The sequence below is a fragment of the Mesorhizobium sp. B2-4-12 genome (genome assembly GCF_006441575.1).
Lineage (GTDB): Bacteria > Pseudomonadota > Alphaproteobacteria > Rhizobiales > Rhizobiaceae > Mesorhizobium.
The window spans coordinates 32,317-53,995 of the sequence record NZ_VFVC01000021.1 but is presented as its reverse complement, the minus strand read 5'-3'; the positions used below and the strand labels follow the sequence as shown (position 1 = coordinate 53,995).

Annotated in this window: 17 protein-coding genes; 10 read left to right on the top strand and 7 right to left on the bottom strand. The window is 63.7% G+C overall.

Annotated features, from left to right (window positions below):
• Window positions 1–83: 83 nt before the first annotated feature.
• The 3 genes from FJ934_RS14635 to FJ934_RS14625 all read left to right on the top strand — a co-directional run bounded on the left by FJ934_RS14635 (window position 84) and on the right by FJ934_RS14625 (window position 4,707).
• Window positions 84–1,226 carry a hypothetical protein gene (locus FJ934_RS14635; RefSeq protein ID WP_140610317.1) on the top strand — a complete coding sequence of 381 codons (1,143 nt, stop codon included), beginning with the start codon at window positions 84–86 and terminating at the stop codon, window positions 1,224–1,226.
• A gap of 209 nt (window positions 1,227–1,435) precedes the next feature.
• The gene (locus FJ934_RS14630) at window positions 1,436–3,115 is read left to right on the top strand and encodes a DUF882 domain-containing protein (protein ID WP_140610316.1); all 1,680 of its coding nucleotides are present in this window, start codon (window positions 1,436–1,438) and stop codon (window positions 3,113–3,115) included.
• A gap of 197 nt (window positions 3,116–3,312) precedes the next feature.
• Window positions 3,313–4,707, top strand: a complete 1,395-nt coding sequence (locus FJ934_RS14625; RefSeq protein WP_140610315.1) for a multicopper oxidase family protein — start codon at window positions 3,313–3,315, stop codon at window positions 4,705–4,707.
• A gap of 36 nt (window positions 4,708–4,743) precedes the next feature.
• Here the strand turns inward: FJ934_RS14625 and FJ934_RS14620 are convergent, their stop codons facing one another.
• On the bottom strand, window positions 4,744–4,992 hold the full coding sequence (locus tag FJ934_RS14620; RefSeq protein WP_246671514.1) for a PTS galactitol transporter subunit IIB: 249 nt from the start codon (window positions 4,990–4,992) through the stop codon (window positions 4,744–4,746).
• Between the two features lie 83 nt (window positions 4,993–5,075).
• Between FJ934_RS14620 and FJ934_RS14615 the strand changes: the two genes are divergently transcribed.
• Complete coding sequence (locus FJ934_RS14615) at window positions 5,076–6,392, top strand: NAD(P)H-dependent oxidoreductase (RefSeq protein ID WP_140610314.1); 1,317 nt, start codon at window positions 5,076–5,078, stop codon at window positions 6,390–6,392.
• Between the two features lie 3 nt (window positions 6,393–6,395).
• Here FJ934_RS14615 and proC read toward each other — a convergent pair whose 3' ends face one another.
• The gene (gene proC, locus FJ934_RS14610; protein ID WP_140610313.1) at window positions 6,396–7,211 is read right to left on the bottom strand and encodes a pyrroline-5-carboxylate reductase; all 816 of its coding nucleotides are present in this window, start codon (window positions 7,209–7,211) and stop codon (window positions 6,396–6,398) included.
• Window positions 7,212–7,504: 293 nt separating this feature from the next.
• Here proC and FJ934_RS14605 point away from each other — a divergent pair, with 293 nt between their 5' ends.
• The 4 genes from FJ934_RS14605 (at window position 7,505) to FJ934_RS14590 (ending at window position 12,474) form a co-directional block, all read left to right on the top strand.
• A complete protein-coding gene (locus FJ934_RS14605) occupies window positions 7,505–8,581 on the top strand; it encodes a GNVR domain-containing protein (protein ID WP_140610312.1) in 1,077 nt (358 codons plus the stop codon).
• 180 nt (window positions 8,582–8,761) lie between these two features.
• Window positions 8,762–9,661, top strand: a complete 900-nt coding sequence (gene folD / locus FJ934_RS14600) for a bifunctional methylenetetrahydrofolate dehydrogenase/methenyltetrahydrofolate cyclohydrolase FolD (RefSeq protein WP_140610311.1) — start codon at window positions 8,762–8,764, stop codon at window positions 9,659–9,661.
• A 27-nt stretch (window positions 9,662–9,688) separates the two neighbouring features.
• Window positions 9,689–10,687, top strand: a complete 999-nt coding sequence (locus FJ934_RS14595) for a GlxA family transcriptional regulator (protein WP_115144991.1) — start codon at window positions 9,689–9,691, stop codon at window positions 10,685–10,687.
• 128 nt (window positions 10,688–10,815) lie between these two features.
• Window positions 10,816–12,474: a VWA domain-containing protein gene (locus FJ934_RS14590; RefSeq protein ID WP_140610310.1), complete on the top strand. Its 1,659-nt coding sequence runs from the start codon at window positions 10,816–10,818 to the stop codon at window positions 12,472–12,474.
• Window positions 12,475–12,543: 69 nt separating this feature from the next.
• On the opposite strand, the gene edd is transcribed toward FJ934_RS14590, so the two are convergent.
• The 3 genes from edd to zwf form a co-directional block, all read right to left on the bottom strand.
• Window positions 12,544–14,367, bottom strand: coding sequence for a phosphogluconate dehydratase (edd, locus tag FJ934_RS14585; protein WP_140610309.1), 1,824 nt, complete (start codon window positions 14,365–14,367; stop codon window positions 12,544–12,546).
• 73 nt (window positions 14,368–14,440) lie between these two features.
• A complete protein-coding gene (pgl, locus tag FJ934_RS14580) occupies window positions 14,441–15,157 on the bottom strand; it encodes a 6-phosphogluconolactonase (RefSeq protein WP_140610308.1) in 717 nt (238 codons plus the stop codon).
• Window positions 15,139–16,608 (bottom strand): glucose-6-phosphate dehydrogenase, encoded by a 1,470-nt coding sequence (zwf, locus tag FJ934_RS14575; protein ID WP_140610307.1) that lies wholly within the window; start codon window positions 16,606–16,608, stop codon window positions 15,139–15,141. The genes pgl and zwf overlap by 19 nt, the downstream gene beginning before the upstream one ends.
• A gap of 310 nt (window positions 16,609–16,918) precedes the next feature.
• Here zwf and FJ934_RS14570 point away from each other — a divergent pair, with 310 nt between their 5' ends.
• On the top strand, window positions 16,919–17,665 hold the full coding sequence (locus FJ934_RS14570) for an SDR family oxidoreductase (RefSeq protein ID WP_140610355.1): 747 nt from the start codon (window positions 16,919–16,921) through the stop codon (window positions 17,663–17,665).
• Window positions 17,666–17,778: 113 nt separating this feature from the next.
• Complete coding sequence (locus FJ934_RS14565) at window positions 17,779–19,083, top strand: Mur ligase family protein (RefSeq protein ID WP_140610306.1); 1,305 nt, start codon at window positions 17,779–17,781, stop codon at window positions 19,081–19,083.
• A gap of 50 nt (window positions 19,084–19,133) precedes the next feature.
• On the opposite strand, the gene FJ934_RS14560 is transcribed toward FJ934_RS14565, so the two are convergent.
• Both FJ934_RS14560 and FJ934_RS14555 read right to left on the bottom strand, forming a co-directional pair.
• On the bottom strand, window positions 19,134–20,006 hold the full coding sequence (locus FJ934_RS14560; RefSeq protein WP_181165624.1) for an SH3 domain-containing protein: 873 nt from the start codon (window positions 20,004–20,006) through the stop codon (window positions 19,134–19,136).
• A gap of 377 nt (window positions 20,007–20,383) precedes the next feature.
• Window positions 20,384–21,670 carry an FAD-binding oxidoreductase gene (locus FJ934_RS14555; RefSeq protein ID WP_140610304.1) on the bottom strand — a complete coding sequence of 429 codons (1,287 nt, stop codon included), beginning with the start codon at window positions 21,668–21,670 and terminating at the stop codon, window positions 20,384–20,386.
• Window positions 21,671–21,679: the final 9 nt, after the last annotated feature.

Genomic DNA, 21,679 nt, shown 5'->3' with positions numbered 1-21,679 from the left:
CCAGCAAACCGATCTTTCACGCGCCAACGGCTTGTCGCGCGCGCCCGTCGATGGCTAAATAAACGCTCACAGGGGAAGGGAGCATGGCACTTCACCTTTCGGCGGATGCCCCGGCTTTAGTCGCAGCCGCGCCGCAAAAACATCTCTTTGGCCCGTTCATCGACTTTTTCATGCTTGGCGGAAGCGCGCTTCTGATCCTGCCGGTCCTGTATTTTGTGCCGCTCAGATACGAAGCTGCCGTGACGCTGACGATGTTCTTGCTTTCCCATCTCATAAACCAGCCGCACTTTGGTCATTCATACCAGATCTTCTATCGCAATTTCGCGCGCAAGGTGTGCGGCGACGGCTACAGCCGCAATCTGCAGATCCGCTATATTTTGGCGGGCATCGTCGTCCCGCTGGCGATGATTGCCTTCTTTGCCTATGGCTCATTGACGGGGAACACCCGGCTGCTCGGCTATGCGACCAACGCGATGGGCTTTTTCGTGGGCTGGCACTACGTCAAGCAGGGCTACGGCATGCTGATGGTGGATGCCGTGCTGAAGCGCAAATTCTTCGGCGATCAGGACAAGAAGGTGTTGCTGGTCAACGGCTATGCCGTGTGGCTGTTCGCATGGCTTCAGACAAACGTGGTCATCACCCAGAGGCAGTTCTGGGGTTTGGACTACTACACCTTCGCGGTCCCGCCGTGGCTCATCACCATCGCCATGTCGATCGCCGCCGCCTCCTCGGCGGCAACCGCCGTGATGTTCATCAATCGCTGGCGCAAGCACGGTGGCGCGCTGCCCTATAATGGCGTTGTCGCCTATGTCGTGTCCCTCTATGCCTGGATCCTGTTCGTGACATTGAACCCGCTCTGGCTGCTCGTCGTGCCGGCGATGCATTCCTTGCAATATCTGGCGGTGGTCTGGCGCTATCAGACCAATGTCGAGCGCGACCGTGCCGATGCCGTCGAGAAGCCGGCATTGAAGCTCCTGTCCATTTTTGGGCCGCTATACAGGCTGCGCGTGCTGGCGTTCATCATCGTGGGCGCAATTCTGGGAGCGCTCGGTTTCTGGCTGGTGCCGATGGCGCTGGCCGACCTCATTCCTTACGACAAGGCAGTGCTCGGCTCGTCGCTTTTCCTCTTCATCGCCTGGATATTCATCAACGTGCACCACTATTTCCTGGACAATGTGATGTGGCGGCGCGGCAATCCGGAAGTCTCGAAATATCTGTTTCGCTGAAGCAGGTTCATTGCGGGCATCCGCTCCTGCGGGACAGCCATTCCGGGCACGAACACGATTCGTTAACCAAGATGCTGTTCATCGGCGTGGTGTGGGACGGATGGCCCATCTGCGTGGTCAAGCCTGCTTGTCAGGTCGAGAGCTTCGAAAGAAGGCTCCGCATCAGGGGAAGACGTTAAATCGCCCGAAACAAGAACAATGTGCAAGGCATGAACGTGATTGAAAGCGAACAGAATGGCGCCTCCCATCGTTGGACATGGCTGCCGGCCATTGCAGTCGCGTTCCTTTGCATGTGCGTCACCACTGCATTCGCGGAGACGCGCGCCCTGAAGATCCAACATCTCCATACGTGCGAGAAGGCCGAGATCGTCTTCAAGCGCAACGGGCGCTACGATCAGGCGGGATTGAAGAAGATCAATTTCATGCTGCGCGACTGGCGCCGAAACGAGCCGACCAGGATGGATCCGCGCCTGCTCGACCTTGTCTGGCAGGCCTATCGGGCCAGCGGCTCGACGGCCTACATCCATGTCGTCAGCGCCTATCGTTCGCCGGCGACCAACGCCATGCTGCGCGGCCGCTCGAAGGGCGTGGCCCGGGAAAGCCAGCACATGGTCGGCCGCGCGATGGACTTCTTCCTGCCGGATGTGCCGCTGAAGAAGCTGCGCGACATCAGCCTCAGGATGCAGGGCGGCGGTGTCGGTTATTATCCGACCTCCGGTTCGCCTTTCATCCATATGGATGTCGGCAATGTGCGGCATTGGCCGGGCATCAGCCGTCAGGAACTCGCCAGGGTTTTCCCGAACGGCAACACGCTGCATGTGCCGAGCGACGGCAAGCCGCTGCCCGGCTACGAGCAGGCGTTTGCCGCCTACAAATCGCGCAAGGCAGCCGGCACGCCCAACATCGAGCTGGCAAGCGCCGACAGCGGCGAGCGCAGGCCGGCACGTGGCCTGCTGGCGACGCTTTTGGGTCGCGGCGCGGACGAGGCGGATGATGTCGCGGAAGCGGTGCCGGCGCCACGCAAGCCGGCCAAATCCGTTGAGCCGAAGTCCATTGAACCGAAGTCCGTTGAAACCAGGCCGGCCGGACAGGGTATCACCATCGTGCCGCCGCAGGCGGCCCAGCGGGCGGATATCCAGACGGCTTCCGCCGCTCCGGCTGAAGAACCGCCAGTCGAGCAGCAGGCGAAAACGCCTGAAGCGATCGTCATGGCGATGGCGCCCAGCGCGGTGCCTCTGCCGGCCTTCGCACGGCGCGCCACTTCTATCGCGAGTGTTCCGGTCCCCGAAACGCCGACCCGCGAAACCGTACCGTTCGTGACAGCCAGCGCTTCCGCGGCTCGGGCTGAACTATCGGCTGCCAAGCCGGCGGCAGCCGATGCCGAAATTTCCTTGGGCAACACGAATGCCGCTGCCGCAACCGCCGCGCCGGACGTGGTGTCGCTCAATATCCCCTTGCCGACATGGCGGCCGCGGACAAGCGCCGGGCCTCGGCCGGAGGCCGGATCCGGCGATGTCATCGCTGCCTTGCTGGCAAGGCATCATGCCGGCCCCGATGGACTGGCCGGCCAGCGGCTACCGGTCTCCGCGTCGAAACCCGAAGATCGCGTCGGGGCGAGCCCCAAGGCCGACCGTGTCCAGCCACGCGGTGGCGCCAAAGCCCCGCCTGTCATTGTGCCCGCTGCGTCGGCCGGCCGGCCGTTCGGGGCGGGTCGCGAGATCGCCGGCAAGGTGGGTTCGGCAGCGGCGCCTGTCATTGCCGCCAATTTCATCCGTACGGCGCCCGAGCACGTCTATCTCGACGGGTTCCAGCCGCGAGGAAAGACGTCCGACCACCGCCGCTTCACCGGCTCCGCGGTGAAGTTCCTGCCCATCGCCAGCTTCAAATAGGTCGACGAACGCACGCGTTGGACGTGGCATGCATATGTATGTGCGCGATACCGGACCGCTTCGATCCGATCTTCGCCTGCTTCGAAACGATGGCTCAGGCAATCGCCATGTGCAATGTGTCGGCATTTGCGCCGGTGGCTCGCCTGTGATCCAAGGCGGCACTGGATGCGGGTTCACCCCTGTGGTTGGAGCGCTGAATGACTCTACTCACACGTCGCGGGCTTCTCAAAACGGCCGCGGTTGCCGGTGCGAGCGGTGTCGGGCTTGCCGCCATCGGCAGGCTCGACGGCTGGGCCGCCGCGGCGCCTGAACCGGTGGTGCTGCAGACGGCGAAAATCCAGGCGCAGCTGATGGGCATTGGCCCGACGAGGAATGTGCTGACCTATGGCAGCGCCGGCATGCCGCCGGTGCTCAGGATGAAAAAGGGCGAGCCCTTCGCCGCGCGCCTGGTCAACGCCATCGACGATCCGACAACCATCCACTGGCACGGCATCCGCCTGCCGAACAAGATGGATGGCGTGCCGTTCCTGGTCCAGCCCTACGTCTACACCGGCGATCATTTCGACTACGCCTTCACGCCTCCCGACGCCGGCACCTTCTGGTACCACCCGCATTGCAACACGCTGGAGCAGATGGGCCAGGGCCTGACCGGCGTGATCGTGGTCGAGAACCCGAACGATCCGAAATTCGACGCCGAATTTGTCCTCAACCTGCGCGACTGGCGGCTCGGCGACGATGGCCAGTTCATCGACCAGTTCCGGCCGCGCGATGCCGCCAGAACCGGCACCTACGGCACGGTGCGCACCGCCAACTGGCACGACCAGCCGCAATATGACGCGCCGGCCGGCGGGCTGGTGCGGCTGCGCGTCGCCATCACCGATGTCACCCGCATCTACGCCTTCCGAGTCGATGGAGCGGAGGCTGACGTCATGGCACTCGACGGCAACCCGGTGCCTGAGCGTTTTTTGCCCGATGCCCTGCTGCTTGGCCCGGGACAGCGCATGGAACTCGCCATCCGCATGCCGGACGAGGAGGGCGCTGTCGTCAGCCTGCGGGATGTCAGGGGCACGAAGCCCAAAATCCTGACGACCCTGCGCGCGGCGGGCAGCTCGCTCAGGCGAGACATCCGCGATATTGCGCCGCTGGAGGTCAATCCGGTGGCGGATGTCGATCTGACCAGCGCGCAGCATATTTCCCTGGCGCTCAGCGCCACGGCGGAAAACATTCCGAGCAACGGTATCTGCGGTTCGCTCGGCTACGGTTTCTGGGCGATCAACAAGGTGCCGTGGCCAGGCGACACGCCGGACCCGACCGCGCCGCTGGCCGAACTGAAGCTCGGCAAAAGCTATGTCATCGACATGGAGAACCTGACGCCGCAATCGCATCCGATGCATCTGCACGGCATGAGCTTCAAGGTGCTGTCGTCGTCGACACGACCGGTTCAACCGCTGATTTCGGATACTTATCTCATCCAGCCCAACGAGAAGGTGAGCCTGGGCTTCGTCGCCGACAATCTGGGCGACTGGCTGCTGCACTGCCACATCATTGAGCACCAGAAATCGGGCATGACGAGCTACGTCAGGGTGGTTTGAGGCCAAGCCCGTCGCCAGGACCGCGTCGTCGGCGCCCTACTTGCGCAGCTCCGCTTCGATCTCGTCGAGCACCTTGTCCTTGCCGATGCCGGTGAGGAAGGCGAGGCCCTTGATGACCGGCTTGGTCACCGAAGCCGAGATCGGCGTGGTGGCGACGATGAAGTCGACGCCGTCCGCCAGCCCCGGTACTTCGGTCGCCTTTGCCTGCTGGGCGTTGAAGGTCAGGCCCTTTGGGCCAATCGACCAAAGCGAAGGCGCGTTTTCTCGGTCAATTTCGGCTGAAATGCCGGGCGAGGCCGGTTTCGTTGGCACAGATGGCCGGCCCCTGCTAATCCGGCGAGCAATCAAGAAGCTGTGGACATCCCTGCATGACCAACGTCGCCTTGACCGGGCTTGCCCGTGATCTCGCCAGCCGTGCCGCCGAGGATCGCCCGGTGCGCATCGGCGTCATCGGCTCGGGCGAAATGGGCACCGACCTAGTCACGCAAGGCATGCTGATGCCTGGCATCTCCGTTTGCGCCGTCTCCACCCGCCGTCCGCACACGGCGCGTGACGCCATCCGCATCGCCTATGGCGACGAGGCGATGGCGGTCGAGGCCGACACCGCATCGAAAGTCACCGGCGCCATCGAGAGCGGCAGGATCGCCATCACCTCCAACGAGATGCTGGTCACCAATCCCCTGATCGATGTCGTCATCGACGCCACCGGCAAGCCTGGCGTCGCCGCCGATTTCGACCTGATGGCGATGGAGCATGGCAAGCATCTGGTGATGATGAATGTCGAGGCCGACGTCACCATCGGCTGCTACCTCAAGCAGCAGGCCGACCGGCTTGGCGTCGTCTATTCGGTCGGCGCCGGCGACGAGCCGTCGAGTTGCATGGAGTTGATCGAGTTCGCCTCCGCCCTTGGCCTGACGATCGTCTCGGCCGGCAAGGGCAAGAACAACCCACTCAACCGCGACGCCGTGCCCGACGACTATCGCGAGGAAGCGATCCGTCGCAACATGAACCCGCGCATGCTGGTCGAGTTCGTCGACGGCTCCAAGACCATGGTCGAGATGTGCGCGATCGCCAACGCCACCGGCCTGGTGCCTGATGTGCCCGGCATGCACGGCCCCAAGGCCGACCGCGACGACCTCGCCAAAGTGCTGATCCCGCGCCAGGATGGCGGGCTCCTCACCAAAAAGGGCGTCGTCGACTACACCATCGGCAAGGGCGTGGCGCCCGGTGTCTTCGTCATTGTCGAGGCGACGCATCCGCGCATTATCGAGCGCATGGACGATTTGCATATCGGCCATGGCCCCTACTACAGCCTGTTCCGGCCCTATCATCTGACGTCGCTGGAAGTGCCGCTGACCGCCGCCCGCATCGTGCTTTCCGGCAAGCCAGACATGGTGCCGCTGCCAAGGCCCGTCGCCGAAGTCTGTGCCGTCGCCAAGCGGGACCTGACCCCCGGCGAGACCTTCGATGCGATCGGCGAGACCTGCTACCGGTCCTGGACCATGACCGTCGGCGAAGCCCGCGCCCGGTGCGCCGTGCCGGTCGGCCTGCTCGAGGGTGGCAAGGTGTTGAAGCCGGTCGGCAAAGGCGAATTGCTGACCACTGACAATGCCGCCCCCGACCAGACGACGAAGCTGTTCGCCTTGCGCCGGCTGCAGGATGAGATGCTTTACGGCGCGGGTTGAGGGTTACTTCCCCAGTTCGATCGACCGCAGCCGCGCCGCCTCGACGGCCTCTATCAGCAGGTTGGTCAGCCGGTCTTCGCCCATCAGCACAGCCAGCGCTGCCGCTGTCGTCCCGTTCGGGCTGGTCACCTGCTGGCGCAGCACGCCCGGTTCCTCGTTGCTTTCGGCGGCGAGCGAGGCGGCGCCATGGACGGTCTGCATGGCGAGCAGCCTGGCGGTTGCCGGGGGCAAGCCGGCCTTCTCGGCGGCCACGGTCAGCGCCTCGATGAAATGGAAGATATAGGCCGGACCCGATCCGGAGACGGCGGTCACTGCGTCCATCAGGCCTTCATCATCGATGGTGGCCACTTCGCCGCTGGCCGACAGCAGGTCGACGACGAAACGCTTGGCATCGTCGGATACCAGGGGGTTGGAAAACACCACCATCATGCCCTTGCCGATCGCCGCCGGCGTGTTGGGCATGCAGCGCACGATCGGCGCGCGGCTGCCCAGGATCTCCTCGAAGGTGGCGACCGGCGTGCCGGCGGCGATGCTGACGAAAGTCGTGCGGCCGTCGCCGAAACGCTTGTAGGCGGCGGTGACGTCGCGGATCACCTGCGGCTTCACCGCGACGACGACGAGATCAGGCACGGCGTCGGCTGGAATGCCGCCGGCATCCGCTGCCGTGCCGCAGCCGAGTGCGGCGGCGCGGTTGCGCAAATCGGCATTGGGCTCGACCACGAAAACCGTCGACGGCGAAAGCTTGCCGGATTTCAGCCAGCCCGAGAGCATCGCGTAACCCATATTGCCGCAGCCGGCGAGAATGAGCCTGATCGTCATGGAACCCTCCCAAGGAAGGCTCTGCATAGACGTTCGCGCCTCAGCGGGAAAGCCCTGTCAGCACGGACGCGATGATCGCGCATCGCGATCGTTCGTGTGCTGGGAGCGATAGGCGGGAAAGCTTAGCGTGCCATTCCGAGGACCGAATGCACTGCCATCCAGTGCTTGAGGTTATGAAAAGCTTATGCACTGGCCTGCCAAAGTTAACCTTTTGTTTCCTATGCTTGTTTAGCGTGGCTTAACGAATGGCCGACCGCCGCCGCCAGGCGGCCAAAGAGTGAAGCTCCAAGATAATGGTCGACAGGGAAAACCGTGAAGACTGGAGGCGCGAGCGTTCATTGCTGGCGCTCGGCCAGGCCATACGCGGTGAGGACGGCAAGGACGCGTCCCTGGTCTCGATAGGGGACCGAGCGGATCCGGCATGGCGCGAAGACGCCGCCACGCGCCATCGCCTGGCCCGTTCACGGCGGGAGGCGCGGACGGACCCGACACTGCCGGCCGTCGAAACAGAGCGTCTCCGGCCGGACGGACAGCCGGGAGCGACTGCACAGCACGACGACCTCGTGTCGATGCGCCAACTGGAGCGTGAGGCCGCCGCCAAGCGCACCGTCTATGAACAGTTCCTGCTGCGCGCCAAGGAAACCGGCGAACAGAAGGACATCAACACCGCCAACATGAATGTGATCTCCAAGGCGTTCGCGCCGCTCGAGGCGAAGGGCCCTTCGCGTGCCTTGATTGCGCTAGCCGGCCTGCTCCCGGGTGTTGCCTCCGGTGTCGGCCGTGCGTTGATGGCGAGGCTGCGCAATGCCCTGTCCCGCAAGCCATCCGACGAGGCTGACGACGGCATTTCCAGCGCGTTAGCCGGCTTTGGTGAAAACGCGCGGGGGGCGGATGCCGCCATGCCCTCCGGCCACCCGAATCCGGATTCAGTCTTCATGCCTCGGCCAGTGGTGTCGGACTATCCGCGGCCGTTTCCCCCAGGCTTCGATACGACTTATTCCAGGCCGATGGGGCCGCCGTCGCGGTCACCCCTGCTGCCGCTGCAATCGGTCTATCCGACTCCGCCGCCCTATCCCCATGCACAGCAGGCGGGGTATCCGCGGATGCGGCCGTGGCAGGCGCGATCGCCGGTAGGCTACCCCTACACTCAGGCCATGGCAGCACCCTATGCCGGGCACATACCGTATCCACCGCAGCCCCCCGCATCGCCGCAACCGTCGGCCTACCCCGTGCAGCCGCCGGTAGAACCCTCGCAAGTCGAGGAAGGTGCCGAACAGGCGCCGATCGACGAAATTCGCGCCAGCCTGCGGGAGTTCCGCGAAGCGGTCCGCGAACTCGCCGAGAGCCGCGCCCGCCGCCGCTACTTCTGAGCCACAAGATAGGTTGCCGAGGCCGAACAAAACCATTCCGGTTTCGCGTAAACGGCATGGGACGGCGCTTTGACGGGATTGCGTGCCCGAATTTTCGTGACAATGCCGCGCTGCATATTGCCGGCGCCGCATTGTGTTTTCTGAACGTGGCGTTGGGCGAAACGGTGTTGAGGGTGGTTCATGGCTGAAGTGATCGACGGAAAAAGCGTTGCCGAAGACGTGGTGCGGACGGTGAAGACCCTGACCGCCGAGCTGGTCGCCAAAGGCAATGCCAAACCCGGTCTGGCCGTGGTCATCGTTGGCGAGGATCCGGCGAGCCAGGTCTATGTCGCATCCAAATCCCGCACCGCCAAGGAATGCGGCTTTCATTCGCTGCAACACACGCTGCCGGCCGAGACCTCCGAGCAAGCGCTGCTTGAGATCATCGGGGAGCTCAACGCCGATCCTGAGATCAACGGCATCCTGGTGCAGCTTCCGCTGCCTGCCCATATCGACGCCGGCAAGATCATCCAGGCCATCGCGCCACAGAAGGACGTCGACGGCTTCCATTTCATCAATGTCGGCAAGCTCGGCACCGGCGAACTCGACACGGCTTTTGTTCCCTGCACGCCCGCGGGCTCGATGCTTCTGATCGAGCGCGTGCGCGGCAAGGATTTGTCCGGCCTCAACGCCGTCGTCGTCGGCCGTTCCAACATCGTCGGCAAGCCGATGGCCAATCTGCTGCTTGCCGCCAACTGCACCGTCACCATCGCCCACAGCCGCACCAAGGACCTGCCGGCGCTCGCCCGCACGGCCGATATCCTTGTCGCCGCCGTCGGTCGCCCGGAGATGATCAAGGGGCATTGGGTGAAGCCCGGCGCCACCGTCATTGATGTCGGCATCAACCGCGTTCCCGCGCCCGAGAAAGGCGAGGGCAAGTCGCGCCTCGTCGGCGATGTCGCCTATGCCGAAGCGGCCAAGATGGCAGGCGCCATCACGCCGGTGCCAGGTGGAGTCGGGCCGATGACCATTGCCATGCTGATGGCCAATACGTTAGCTTCGGCCTACCTTGCGGCCGGGTTGAAACGGCCCTCCTTCTGAGCCGGGTTGACCCTGAAAGCCGCAGCTTTGCCTAACCCCACCATTTCCCCGGAACGGCCGGTCACGACTGATCCTGTTCAGGGCGGCCGGCAGTTCGCCTTCCTGCTGGTCGACAAGTTTTCCATGTTCTCGCTGGCGGCCGCGATCGACACGTTCCGCTCGGCGAACCGTCTGCTTGGTCGCGATTTCTATGGCTGGACCACGGTGTCGGCCGACGGCGATCCGGTGATGGCGTCCAACGGCCTGCCGCTGAAGATCGACTACAGCGTCGCCGACCTGCCGCCGGTCGACATCCTCTTCGTCTCGGTCGGCCTGACGACGGAATTCCCCGGCAAGAGCAAGGTTCTGGCGGCGTTGCGCAGTTGGGGCCGGCGCGGCAATGCGCTTGGCGCGCTGTCAGTCGGATCCTACCTGCTGGCCGAGGCCGGCCAGCTCGACGGTTATCGCTGCACCATCCATTGGGAAAACCGCGCCGGCTTCATGGAGCGTTTCCCCGATATCAATTGCACCGGCAATGTCTTCGAGATCGACCGCAAGCGCTACACCTGCGCCGGCGGCACCACCTCGATCGACCTGATGCTCGAGATCGTGCGCGGCGATTTCGGCTCGAACCTCGCCAATGGCGTTGCCAACCAATTCCAGCATGAGCGCATCCGCTCGGCTGGCGACCGGCAGCGCGTCGGGCCGGAGCGCGACCTGACCGGCAAGTCGGAGAAGCTGCGGCGCATCGTCGAACTGATGGCCGATCACCTCGACGAGCCGCTCTCGGCGGTGCAGCTTGCCAAGTCGGCCGGCCTTTCGGTGCGCCAGGTGGAGCGCCTGTTCCTGCGCCACCTCAATGTCACCCCCGGCCGCTACTACATGCGGTTGCGGCTGGAGCGGGCACGCGAATTGCTGCGCCAGACCAACATGCCGATCCTAGATGTGGCGATCGCGACCGGCTTCACCTCGCATTCCTATTTTGCCCAGAGCTACCGGCTGCAGTTTGGCCGGCCGCCTTCCGAAGAGCGCCGCACCACCTACTGAGCCGCTTCGCGGCGATGCCCCACCCGACGCCGGGCGCATGAGCGACTTGGCGCGTGCCGGGCTTGTGTCCGGACGCGGTGTCCAATAGCTTCCCGGTGCGGACGAGGGGGCTAACTCAGGAGATTTCGATGGCGGTATTTGCGCGAGGCGTCGCTGCGGCGATCCTCCTGTTTGTCATGACGACGGCCGGCTTCACCGCCAACCGCGTCATCATCATCCTCGATGCTTCCGGCTCGATGTGGGCGCAAATCGGCGGCAAGCCCAAGCTCGAAATCGCTCGTGAATCGCTGAGGACCGTGCTTCAATCGGTTCCCGCCGACGAAGAAATCGGCTTCATGGCCTATGGCCATCGCGAGAAGGGCAGCTGCGAGGACATCCAGCTGATCGTGCCGCCTCAGGCAGGCTCGGCAAGCGCCATCACCGACGCTGCCGACAGTCTGAAATTTCTCGGCAAGACGCCGTTGACGGCTGCCGTCAAGCAAGCGGCCGAAGCCCTGAAATACACCGAGGACAAGGCGACCGTCGTCCTCATCACCGATGGGCTCGAGACTTGCGGCGGCGACCCCTGCGCGCTCGGCAAGGAGTTGAAGGCATCCGGCGTCGATTTCACCGCCGACGTCGTCGGCTTCGGCCTGACCGCTGACGAAGGCAAGCAGATTGCTTGCCTCGCCGACAACACGGGCGGCAAGTACATCCAGGCCTCCGACGGGAAGGCGCTGCAGGAAGCCCTGGTCCAAACCGTCGCCGCACCGGCGCCGGCACCCGCGCCTGAGCCAGCGCCAGCTCCCGCGCCGGCACCCGCGAAATCCGAGTTCAATTTTCAGCCGAGCGTGGTGATGGCCGAAGGTGGCGAGCCGATCACCGACGGCAACGCCTGGGAGATCTACAAGGCGAAGTCGGACGGTTCACGCGGCGATTCCGTCACCACCGAATATGGCGCCTACAACGGCAATCTCGACCCCGGTGACTATGTTGTCGTGGCGCGTGATGACGAAGCCAAGGTGGAGCAGAAGATCAAGATCGAGGCCGGCCAGATCTACAAGCCGCTCTTCACCTTGAACGCGGGCACCGTGTTCATCCATCCCAAGGCCTATCAAGGCGCCGATATCAGCAGCGAAGCCCGTCTGGATTTTGCCTATCCGGGCGGCAGCACCACCCACTATGGCGACTCAAAGGTCGTTGTCCCGGCGGGTGAACAGAAGGTCACGGTTCAGATCGGCAGCGGCTCGGTGACGGAGACCATTCAGCTGGCCGCCGGACGGACAATTGAAAAGGATGTCGTGGTCGGCGTCGGCCATGCCGTCCTCAATGCCTACTACACGTCAGGCGGCGACAAGGCCGGCAACTCAGGCATCGGCTTCGAGATCGTCAAGGCGAAGAAGAAGATCGATGGCAGCCGCGACAGCGTCGAACATTCCTATGGCCCCGACAGCAAGTTCTGGCTGCCGCCCGATGACTATGTGGCGGTCACCACGCTTGATCTTGCCGTCGTCGAGCAGCCCTTCAGCATCAAGACCGGCGACAATCAGGACGTCAAGGTGATGCTCGATGCGGGCGTGCTGGCCATGTCCGCGCCTGGTGCCTATTCGATCGAGGTGCTGTCGTCGAAAAAGGATATCGAGGGCAAGCGCAAGTCACTCGGCCTGAGTTATGGCGACACCTGGCAGCAGACCGTTCCAGCCGGCGACTATGTGGTTGTCCGTCACATGTCCGACGAAGGCCACGACAAGGAAATGCCGGTGACAGTGAAAGCCGGCGAACGCGCCGAGATCACGGCCCAGCCGTAATCGCCTCCACTGGCAGGAAAAAGGGCGGCCTGGAGCCGCGCTTTTTCCTTGAAGGGACGGAACCGGAGCTCAGGCCGTTCCGAACGCGCTGGCGCCGTGATCGGCGCGGCCCACCAACTGCCGGAAGCCCGCGAACAACTGGCGGCCGAAGCCGAATTCGTTGCCGATGAGATCGGCTTCGGCGGCACGGCGCAGCGCGAATTCCGTCCCCGGCACCAGCACCTCCAGCGTTCCGGCATCGGCGTCGAGGCGGATGATGTCGCCGTCATGGATCCTGGCGATCGGCCCGTCCTCGACCGCTTCCGGCGTCACATGGATCGCCGCCGGCACCTTGCCGGAAGCGCCTGACATCCGTCCGTCGGTCACCAGCGCGACGCGCTGGCCGCGATCCTGCAGGATGCCGAGCACGGTGGTCAGCTTGTGCAGTTCCGGCATGCCGTTGGCCTTCGGCCCCTGGAAGCGGATGACGGCAATAAAGTCGCCGGTCAGCGTGCCCGCCTTGAACGCTTCGTTCAGGCCCTGCTGGCTGTCGAACACCTTGGCCGGCGCCTCGATGATGCGCCGTTCCGGCTTGACCGCGGAGGTCTTGATCACGGCGTGGCCGAGATTGCCCGAAAGCACCTTCAGGCCGCCCGTCGGCTGGAATGCCTTCTTGAACGGCGCAAGCACTTTTTCGTCGCCGCTGGCACGGGGTGCGGCTTCACGCACCACGCTGCCGTCGGCGCCGAGTTTCGCCTCGATCGCATAGGGCCGCAGGCCCTCGCCCCACACGGTCTGCACATCCTCGTGCAGGATGCCCTCGTCGAGCAGTTCGCGGATCAGGAAGCCGAGCCCGCCGGCGGCATGGAAATGGTTCACGTCGGCAAGGCCGTTCGGATAGACGCGTGCCAAAAGCGGCACTGCTTCCGAGAGGTCTGAAATATCCTGCCACGTCAGCGCGATGCCGGCTGCAGCCGCCATCGCGATCAGGTGGATCGTGTGATTGGTCGAGCCGCCGGTGGCGTGCAGGCCGACGACGCCGTTGACGACGGAACGCTCGTCGATCATGCGCCCGACCGGCGTATAGGCATTGCCGAGCGCGGTGATCGCCAGCGCCCGCTTCGTCGCCTCACGGGTCAACGCCTCGCGCAGCGGCGTGCCGGGATTGACGAAGGAGGCGCCGGGCGTGTGCAGGCCCATGATCTCCATCAGCATCTGGTTGGAATTCGCCGTGCCGTAGAAAGTGCAGGTGCCCGGCCCATGATAGGATTTGGATTCCGCCTCGAGCAGTTCGGGCCGTCCGACCTTGCCTTCGGCATAGAGTTGGCGGACCTTGGCTTTCTCGTCATTGGGCAACCCAGTCGTCATCGGCCCCGCCGGAATGAAAACCGCCGGCAAATGGCCGAAGGTCAGTGCCGCGATAACCAGTCCGGGCACGATCTTGTCGCAGACGCCGAGATAGACGGCGGCATCGAACATGTTGTGCGACAGGCCGATCGCGGCGGCCATGGCAATCACGTCGCGCGAAAACAGCGACAACTCCATGCCGGGCTGGCCTTGTGTGACGCCATCGCACATTGCCGGCACGCCGCCGGCCACCTGGGCGATGCCGCCGGCCTCGCGCGCGGCCTCCTTGATCAGGGCAGGGTAGGTCTCGAACGGCTGATGCGCCGACAGCATGTCGTTGTAGGAGGTGATGATGCCGAGATTGGGCACCTTGTCGGCGCCGAGCGCCAGCTTTTCCGAAGGGCTGCAGACCGCAAAGCCATGGGCAAGGTTGCCGCAGGACAGCACCGACCGGTTGGCGGTCTGGTTCGATGCGCCGGCGATGCGGCCGAGATAGGCCTCGCGGCCTGCTTTCGAACGTTGGCGGATGCGCTCGGTGATGGCTTCGATGTCGCGTCTTGCGGTCATGGCATCAGGTCCTTTCAGGCGAGGTCCCGGAAACATCCTCCCGCCGTTTGCCGGGACCACTTCAAACGTGAAATCAGGGCGCCCAGAAAACCTCTACGGGTCTGGGAGCGGCATCGAGTACGGCGCGTATCGGCTTGCGCGGCTCGGTCGCGACTGCGCCGTCGAAAGCGGTGCGTTTGTCCTCGTCCTCTATGTGCAGCGCGATGAAGCCGGCATCGATGATGCGTGCCAGCGAGAGCGTCAGCCGTGGCTCGCCGGCGCTTGCCGCGTGAACCGGCAGGATGATCCTGTCGGTAGCCGGGTCGAGCAACTTCGGCAGATCGTCGGCATCGGGAAAGAACGAGGCGGTGTGGCCGTCCGGCCCCATGCCAAGCACCACGACATCGAGCGGCCAGGGCAGGGACCGCAATGCCGCATCGTCGGATGCCGCCGCAGCCTCGATGCCGGCGGCCTCATGATAGAGCGGCACGAAACGGGCCGCTTTGGCCGCGTTCTGCAGCAGATTGGCGGCCACCAGCCCGGCATTGGAGCGGGGCGAGGAGGCCGGCACGAAACGCTCGTCGACCAGCGTCACGATCACCTTGTCCCAGGCGATCGGCGCCGCCGAGAGCGCGGCAAAGAATTTTGCCGGCGTCGTGCCGCCGGAGACAGCCAGCAGCGCAGTGCCGCGCTCGTCGAGCGCCTTGGTCAGGCGATCGGCAACGCGTCCGGCCAGTGCCGCCGCCAGTGCCGGGCGGTCGGGAAAGGCGTTCCAGTTGTAGCTGGTGCTGTTCAATTGCTCTCGTGCCATGTCCGCCCGTCACGTTCGATCAGTGCTATCGAGGCCGACGGGCCCCAGGTGCCTGCCGTATAGCCTTGCGCCTCCTGCCTGGCGCTTTCCCAGGCATTCTGGATCGGGTCGATCCACTTCCAGGCGGCCTCCACTTCGTCGCGGCGCATGAACAGCGTCTGGTTGCCACGGATGACATCCATGATCAGCCGCTCATAGGCGTCGGGCGCGCGGCCGTCGAAAGATTGCGCGAAGCTCATGTCGAGCGAGATCTGGCGCAGCCGCATGCCGCCCGGGCCCGGATCCTTGATCATGATGAACTGCTTGACGCCTTCGTCCGGCTGCAGCCGGATGACCAGCTGGTTGGCGAAGATGGGGCCGGCACTGTCGCCGAAGATCGAATAGGGGATCGGCTTGAATTCGATGACGATTTCCGAGACGCGGGTCGCCAGCCGCTTGCCGGTCCTGAGGTAGAAGGGAACGCCGGCCCATCGCCAGTTGCCGATTTCGGCCCTGATGGCGACGAAGGTCTCGGTGGTGCTGTCCTTGCCGAGTTCCTCGACATATCCCTTGACCGGACCGCCGGCGGACGCACCGGCGCGATACTGGCCGCGTACCGTGTGCTTCGGCGCTTCGTTGCCGTTGATGCGTTTGAGCGCCCTCAGCACCTTCAGCTTCTCGTCGCGCACGGCGTCCGCGTCCATCGAGGACGGCGTTTCCATGGCAACCAGGCACAGGAGCTGCAGCATGTGGTTCTGCACCATGTCGCGCAGCGCGCCGGCCTTGTCGTAGTAGGTGACGCGGTCCTCCAGTCCCACGGTCTCGGCGACGGTGATCTGCACATGGTCGATCTGAGCGGAATTCCACAAAGGCTCGTACAGAGCATTGGCAAAGCGCAGCGCCATCAGGTTCTGCACCGTCTCCTTGCCGAGATAGTGATCGATGCGGAAGATCTGGCTTTCGTGGAAATCGTCGCCCACGGCGTCGTTGAGCGCGCGCGCCGAGGCAAGGTCGCGGCCGATCGGCTTCTCCAGCACGATGCGCGAGTTCGGCGTGATCAGCTTGTGCTCCTTGAGCTGGTGCGAGATATCGCCGAACAGCGCCGGCGCCACCGCCAGATAGAAGGCACGGATGCGATCGCTGTCGCCGATCGCCTTTTTCAACTTGTCGAAGCCGGCGCCGTTGGTCGCGTCCGCCGCGACGTAGGTTAGCCTGGCCAGGAATGTTGCCAGTTCCTTCGGGTCGATGTCTGCTGGCTTCACATGGTCCGAGATCGCCTGCTTGGCAAAGGCCCGGAATTCCTCGTCGCTCATCTTCGAGCGCGACGTGCCGATGATGCGCGTCGGCTCCGAGAATTGATGGTCGCGCTGGCGATAGTAGAGCGACGGCAGAAGCTTGCGCTCCGACAGGTCGCCGGTACCGCCGAAGATGATGAAGTCGAAAGGGTCGACGGGGATGATCTGGCTGGTCATGGTCTGTCCGCTTTGACGCCGCTCGCGAGTACGCGGCTGGTATATTCTAATCGATTTAAATTTTCCAGTGCCATGGTGTCACATCAAGGACCAATCGCTGGATAATGCGTGGGTCCACATGTGCGCTTGACACTGGCGACAGCCGGAGTCTTGTCGGTGAACGAAGACTCCAGAAGCTTTCGCAGTTGCAGCATAGAACGTGAATGTGACGAAAGCTAAGGGAGAAATCTCGCGGTGTGGACCGCATCGGCCGTCAGCCTATTGTGCAAGCTGGGGAATGATCTCGAGGACATCAATGAGCGGGAAAAGCATGCGTCTGGAAAACAAGGTTGCCGTCATCACCGGCGCGGCCTCGGGCTTTGGCGAAGGCATGGCCAGGCGCTTTGCCGAGGAGGGCGCCAGGGTCGTTGTCGCCGATCTCAACGCCAAGGGCGCGGAGCGCGTCGCCGGCGAGATCGGCGAGGCGGCGATCTGGACGCAGACCGACGTTTCGCTGCGCTCTGAATTCGACGAGATGGTCTATGCCGCCAGAAGCGCCTTCGGCCGCATCGACATCATGGTCAACAATGCAGGATTCACGCATCGCAACGGCGACATGCTCAAGGTCGACGAGGAAACCTTCGACCTGATCACGGCCGTCAACATGAAGGCGATCTACCATGCCGCCCTTGCGGTCGTGCCGATCATGGAGCGGCAAGGTGGCGGCGTCATCCTGACCACGGCCTCCACCGCGGGGCTGCGGCCACGGCCTGGTCTCACCTGGTACAATGCCTCGAAGGGCTGGGCGATCACCGCCACCAAGTCTATGGCGGTGGAACTGGCGCCGAAGAACATCCGCGTCAACTGCCTCTGCCCGGTCGCCGGCGAGACGGGCATGCTGGAGAAGTTCATGGGCGTCGATACGCCCGAAATCCGCGAGACATTCCGCGCCTCGATTCCGCTCGGCCGGCTGTCGACGCCGCTCGATATCGCCAATGCGGCACTGTGGTTGGCATCGGACGAAGCCGCTTTCATCACCGGCGTGGCGCTGGAGGTCGATGGCGGCCGCTGCATCTGAAGCGCATCTTCGACAAGCCAGGCAATGGCATCGTCGATTCGACCGCAACCGGCTTCGATTTGACTTGAGGTTCCCACCGCTTAGAGTTCTTTCGGAGGCTAGGGGCCGATGCGATGAACGCGAGATTGCGGAAAGTTCGCGAAAACCTGCGGCAGCGCGTCAGGACCTACAGGGCAAGGCGCGCCCGCGCGAAAAGCAAGGCGACCTTCATCGGCGTCACCGGCAGTTCGGGAAAATCGACCGTCACGGCGCTGCTTGGGCATATATTGGCCGCCCATGGACCGACCTATGCGCGAGTTCTCGCCAACACCATCAAGTCGCTGGTCAGCACGCTCTACAAACGCATGAAGCGAGCGGGCGAGGTCGACTATGTCGTTTTCGAAGCCGGGGCCTTTGGCATCGATACGATCCGGCCAATGGCGGAAATGCTGCAGCCGCATGTGGCTATCGTCACCATGGTTCGCCTTGAGCATTTTGCCAGTTTCAGGACCGTGGAAAACATTGCCGTCGAAAAACGTGCAATGGTCGAGGCGTTGCGGCCGGATGGCCTTGCCGTCCTCAATGCCGACGACCCCCTGGTGGCTGGCATGGCTGAAGGCGCCAGATGCCGCGTCGTCACCTTCGGCACGTCGCAATTGGCCGATTATCGTGTGACGGATATCCACGCCGCCTACCCGGATCGGCTGACGCTTTCGATCCATTGGCGGGGAGGCGTACTTGGACTTAAAACGCCATTTCCAGCCGAACACTTCTGGTTGCCGACCGCTGCTGCCGTAGCGACGGCGCTCGAACTCGGCGTTCCGCCGGACAAGGTTGCCGCCCAGGTGGCGACTTTCCAGCCATTGGCAAATCGCTGTGCCGTGCTTGTCACCGAAAGCGGTCCGCAATTCGTTGTCGATGCCGCCAAGGCACCCTGGCACTCGATCAATCTTGCCTTGGATTTGATGGCCAAGGCGAGTGCTGGCCGAAAACGCATCGTGCTTGGCCAGATTTCGGATTACTCCGGCTCGACCAAGAAATACGCCTACGCCTACCAAACCGCGCGGGAAATCGCCGATCAGGTGATCTATAGCGGTGACAATGCCCATCGCTCGGGGGCGGGGCAGGCTGACCGCGACAGCGGCCGATTTGTCGAGCTTCGCACGGCGAAGGAAGTCTCTGACCACATCAAGCGCACGGCGGTGCCGGGTGAGCTTATACTCCTCAAAAGCTCTTCAAACCTTCACCTGGAGCGCGTGGCGCTCGCCTGGACGCATGATGTCAAATGCTGGATTCCCGTCTGCGGCAAGCGGGAGGGCTGCGACACTTGCGGCCTGTACGAAGTTCCTTTCGAGCAGCATGGCGACTATGTCAGGCAACGTAGGCGCGCCAAAAGATGGCAGCGCTTGCGACGCATGTTCGGCGGCAGGGCGCGATAGGGCCTATCCCCGGTAGCGGGCCGGCCGTGCTCACCGGACGTTCAGCAACGTCAGGCGCCAGTCTTGATATAGCTCTTGTAGACCCAGCCGGTCTTGCCGTTATAGACGATCTGGCACCACTTCTTGCAGCTCATCACCTGCACCGAGGTCTTGGCGGGCACCGTGACGATAGCGGCTGCATTCTTCTTCGGACTGCTGCGCATGGTCACCGGCCGGAGAATTCGCCCGGTGCCGGCCGCAGCTGCCTTGTGCGGCTTGGCCTTGTCCTTGCCGCCATTGTCCTCGGCGGCCGCCGGCTGCTGTTCCGGTATTTGCGGCTGAACCTCCGGAATGGCGGCAGTCTGTGCGCCATCGGGATTGCTGGCTGCTGCCGGTGCCGGCGCGGCAACCTTGGCCAGCTCGGTGGCGGCATCCTTATCGGCCGACGGTTGAGCAAACGCCGCCACGGCGGCGGTTTTGTCCGTCGGCTGTTCGGTCTTGCCTGCGGTCGGACCGGTGGAAGCCGGGGCGGGAGCCGATACGGTTTTTGCCTGCGAGCCGGTCCAGCGAGGGTCATTGGCCGCGAGCGCGGGAATGGCGGCCTCGGCGACAGCCACGGCCCGCGAAACCTGATCGGCCTTGTGCGTCACCTGCGGCACCGCCGCCGCGGCCACCGTCGTTCCCGACGGGGCGATCTTCGTCGTTTTCACCGGGTTGGCCGGAATCGTCTGTTCAGTGCTAGCGACCGCTTGCCGCTCGCTGGCCGGCAATGCCAGCCAGAGCGCGACCGCAGCCACGCCTAGCAGCGCGGCGGTGCCGATCGCGGCAATCACCAGATGCGAATTCGAACGGACTTCCTGCCAGAAGGACGGACGCATGTCGTAGCCGAACTGCATGGCGAAGCGCCGACGTTCCGGAGCACCGAAACTGAAGGGCTCTTTCACTCTTGCCACCTCCATAAGCGGGCCGGTGTTCTTTCGATCAAATCCCGCAAATCATGCGTTTGATCAGCATCGGTCCCAAAAACGCGGGAAGGCCCGCAACAATCCCCGAACATTCGCCCAGATGCGGACCTTTCGCCCGCGATTGTGGCATCAGTGCGCCATTGTGAGAGATTCTGCGCTTTTGCCGGGAATTCCGCAATGTCCCGCCCGGGCAACAAATATTACATGGATATTACAATATTATACGAGATCGTGATCGCATGGGGCCGTGGCGATCCCAAGCGCACAGCGTCGAAAAGGGTCCAGTCGACGCCCCTTGGCCCCTATTTTCGTGAGTGTCGTTCCTCCCAAAGCGGGCCGCGTTCAGGCGATTTGCATCAGATCCTGTCGCGCAGCGCAAACCAGTTGAGCGCCAGGAAAAGCAGCGGCGCGCGCAGACGGCGGCCGCCGGGAAATGGCGGAATTTTCAGGTCCTCGATCAGTTTCAGCCGGTCGCGATTGCCGGCGACGGTCTCGGCGTAGAGCTTGCCGAAGAAGTTCGACAGCATGACGCCATGGCCGGAATAGCCGCCAGCCGAGATCACATTCGGCATCACTTCGCGCACGAATGGTTTTCTCGGCATCGTGATGCCGACATAGCCGCCCCAGCCATGGGTAATCTCGACATCGCTCAGCGCCGGATAGAGTTCGGCGATCTGACGGCGGATATGGATGTGGATATCCTTTGGGTCGTTGACGCCATAAATCTCGCGTCCGCCGAACAGCAGCCGGCCGTCCGCCGATTTGCGGAAATAGCGCACGACGAAGCGCGAATCATCGACCGACTCGCCGCCCGGCAGAACTTCTGAATCCGCTCCCAAGGGCACGGTCGCTCCGATGAACGACCCGATCGGCATGATGTGTGCGGCGCTTACCGGCTCGAGCGTACCACCATAGGCGTTAACGGCGATCAGGCATTTCTGAGCGCTCACCGTACCTCTCGGCGTCGAAACCTTGACCTTGCCACCAGCGGAAATGATGCCGGTCGAAGGTGTCCCTTCGAAGAGCCGCGCGCCGGTCTTTGCCGCCACCCTGGCCGTGCCGATCACCAGCTTCATGGGATGGATATGGCCGGTGCCGGTATCGCGCGTGCCGCCGAAATAGGCGGTCGAGCCCAGCCGCTCCGCCGTTTCCTTGGCATCCATGAACGAGATGTGCGGGTAGGAGAAACGTTTGGCCATGATCTCGGCATGCGCCTTGTAGTCGTCGACATAGCGCGGCTTGTGCGCCACCGAAAGCTGGCCCGGCACGTAGTCGATCTCGATCTGGTTGGCGGCGGCGAATTCAAGCAGATGCGCCTTCGCCTCCTCGGCAAGATCGAACAGCGCCTTGGCGCGGGACAAGCCGTATTCGGCCTCGAGATCCTCGGCCCAGGCGCGCTGTCCGGTGCCAAGCTGGCCGCCATTGCGTCCGGACGCGCCGTCGCCGAAGCGGTACGCTTCGATCAGGACGACATTAGTTCCTGCCTTGGCCAGATGCGTCGCCGCCGACAGACCAGTGAAACCGCCGCCGATGATGACCACGTCGCAGCTCCGGTCACCGTCCAGCGCCGGATATTCAGGCCGTGGCCCGGCCGTATCCTCATACCAGGAACGGCCGGGGGAAATCGGGGATTGGTAAGGCATGATGCTCAC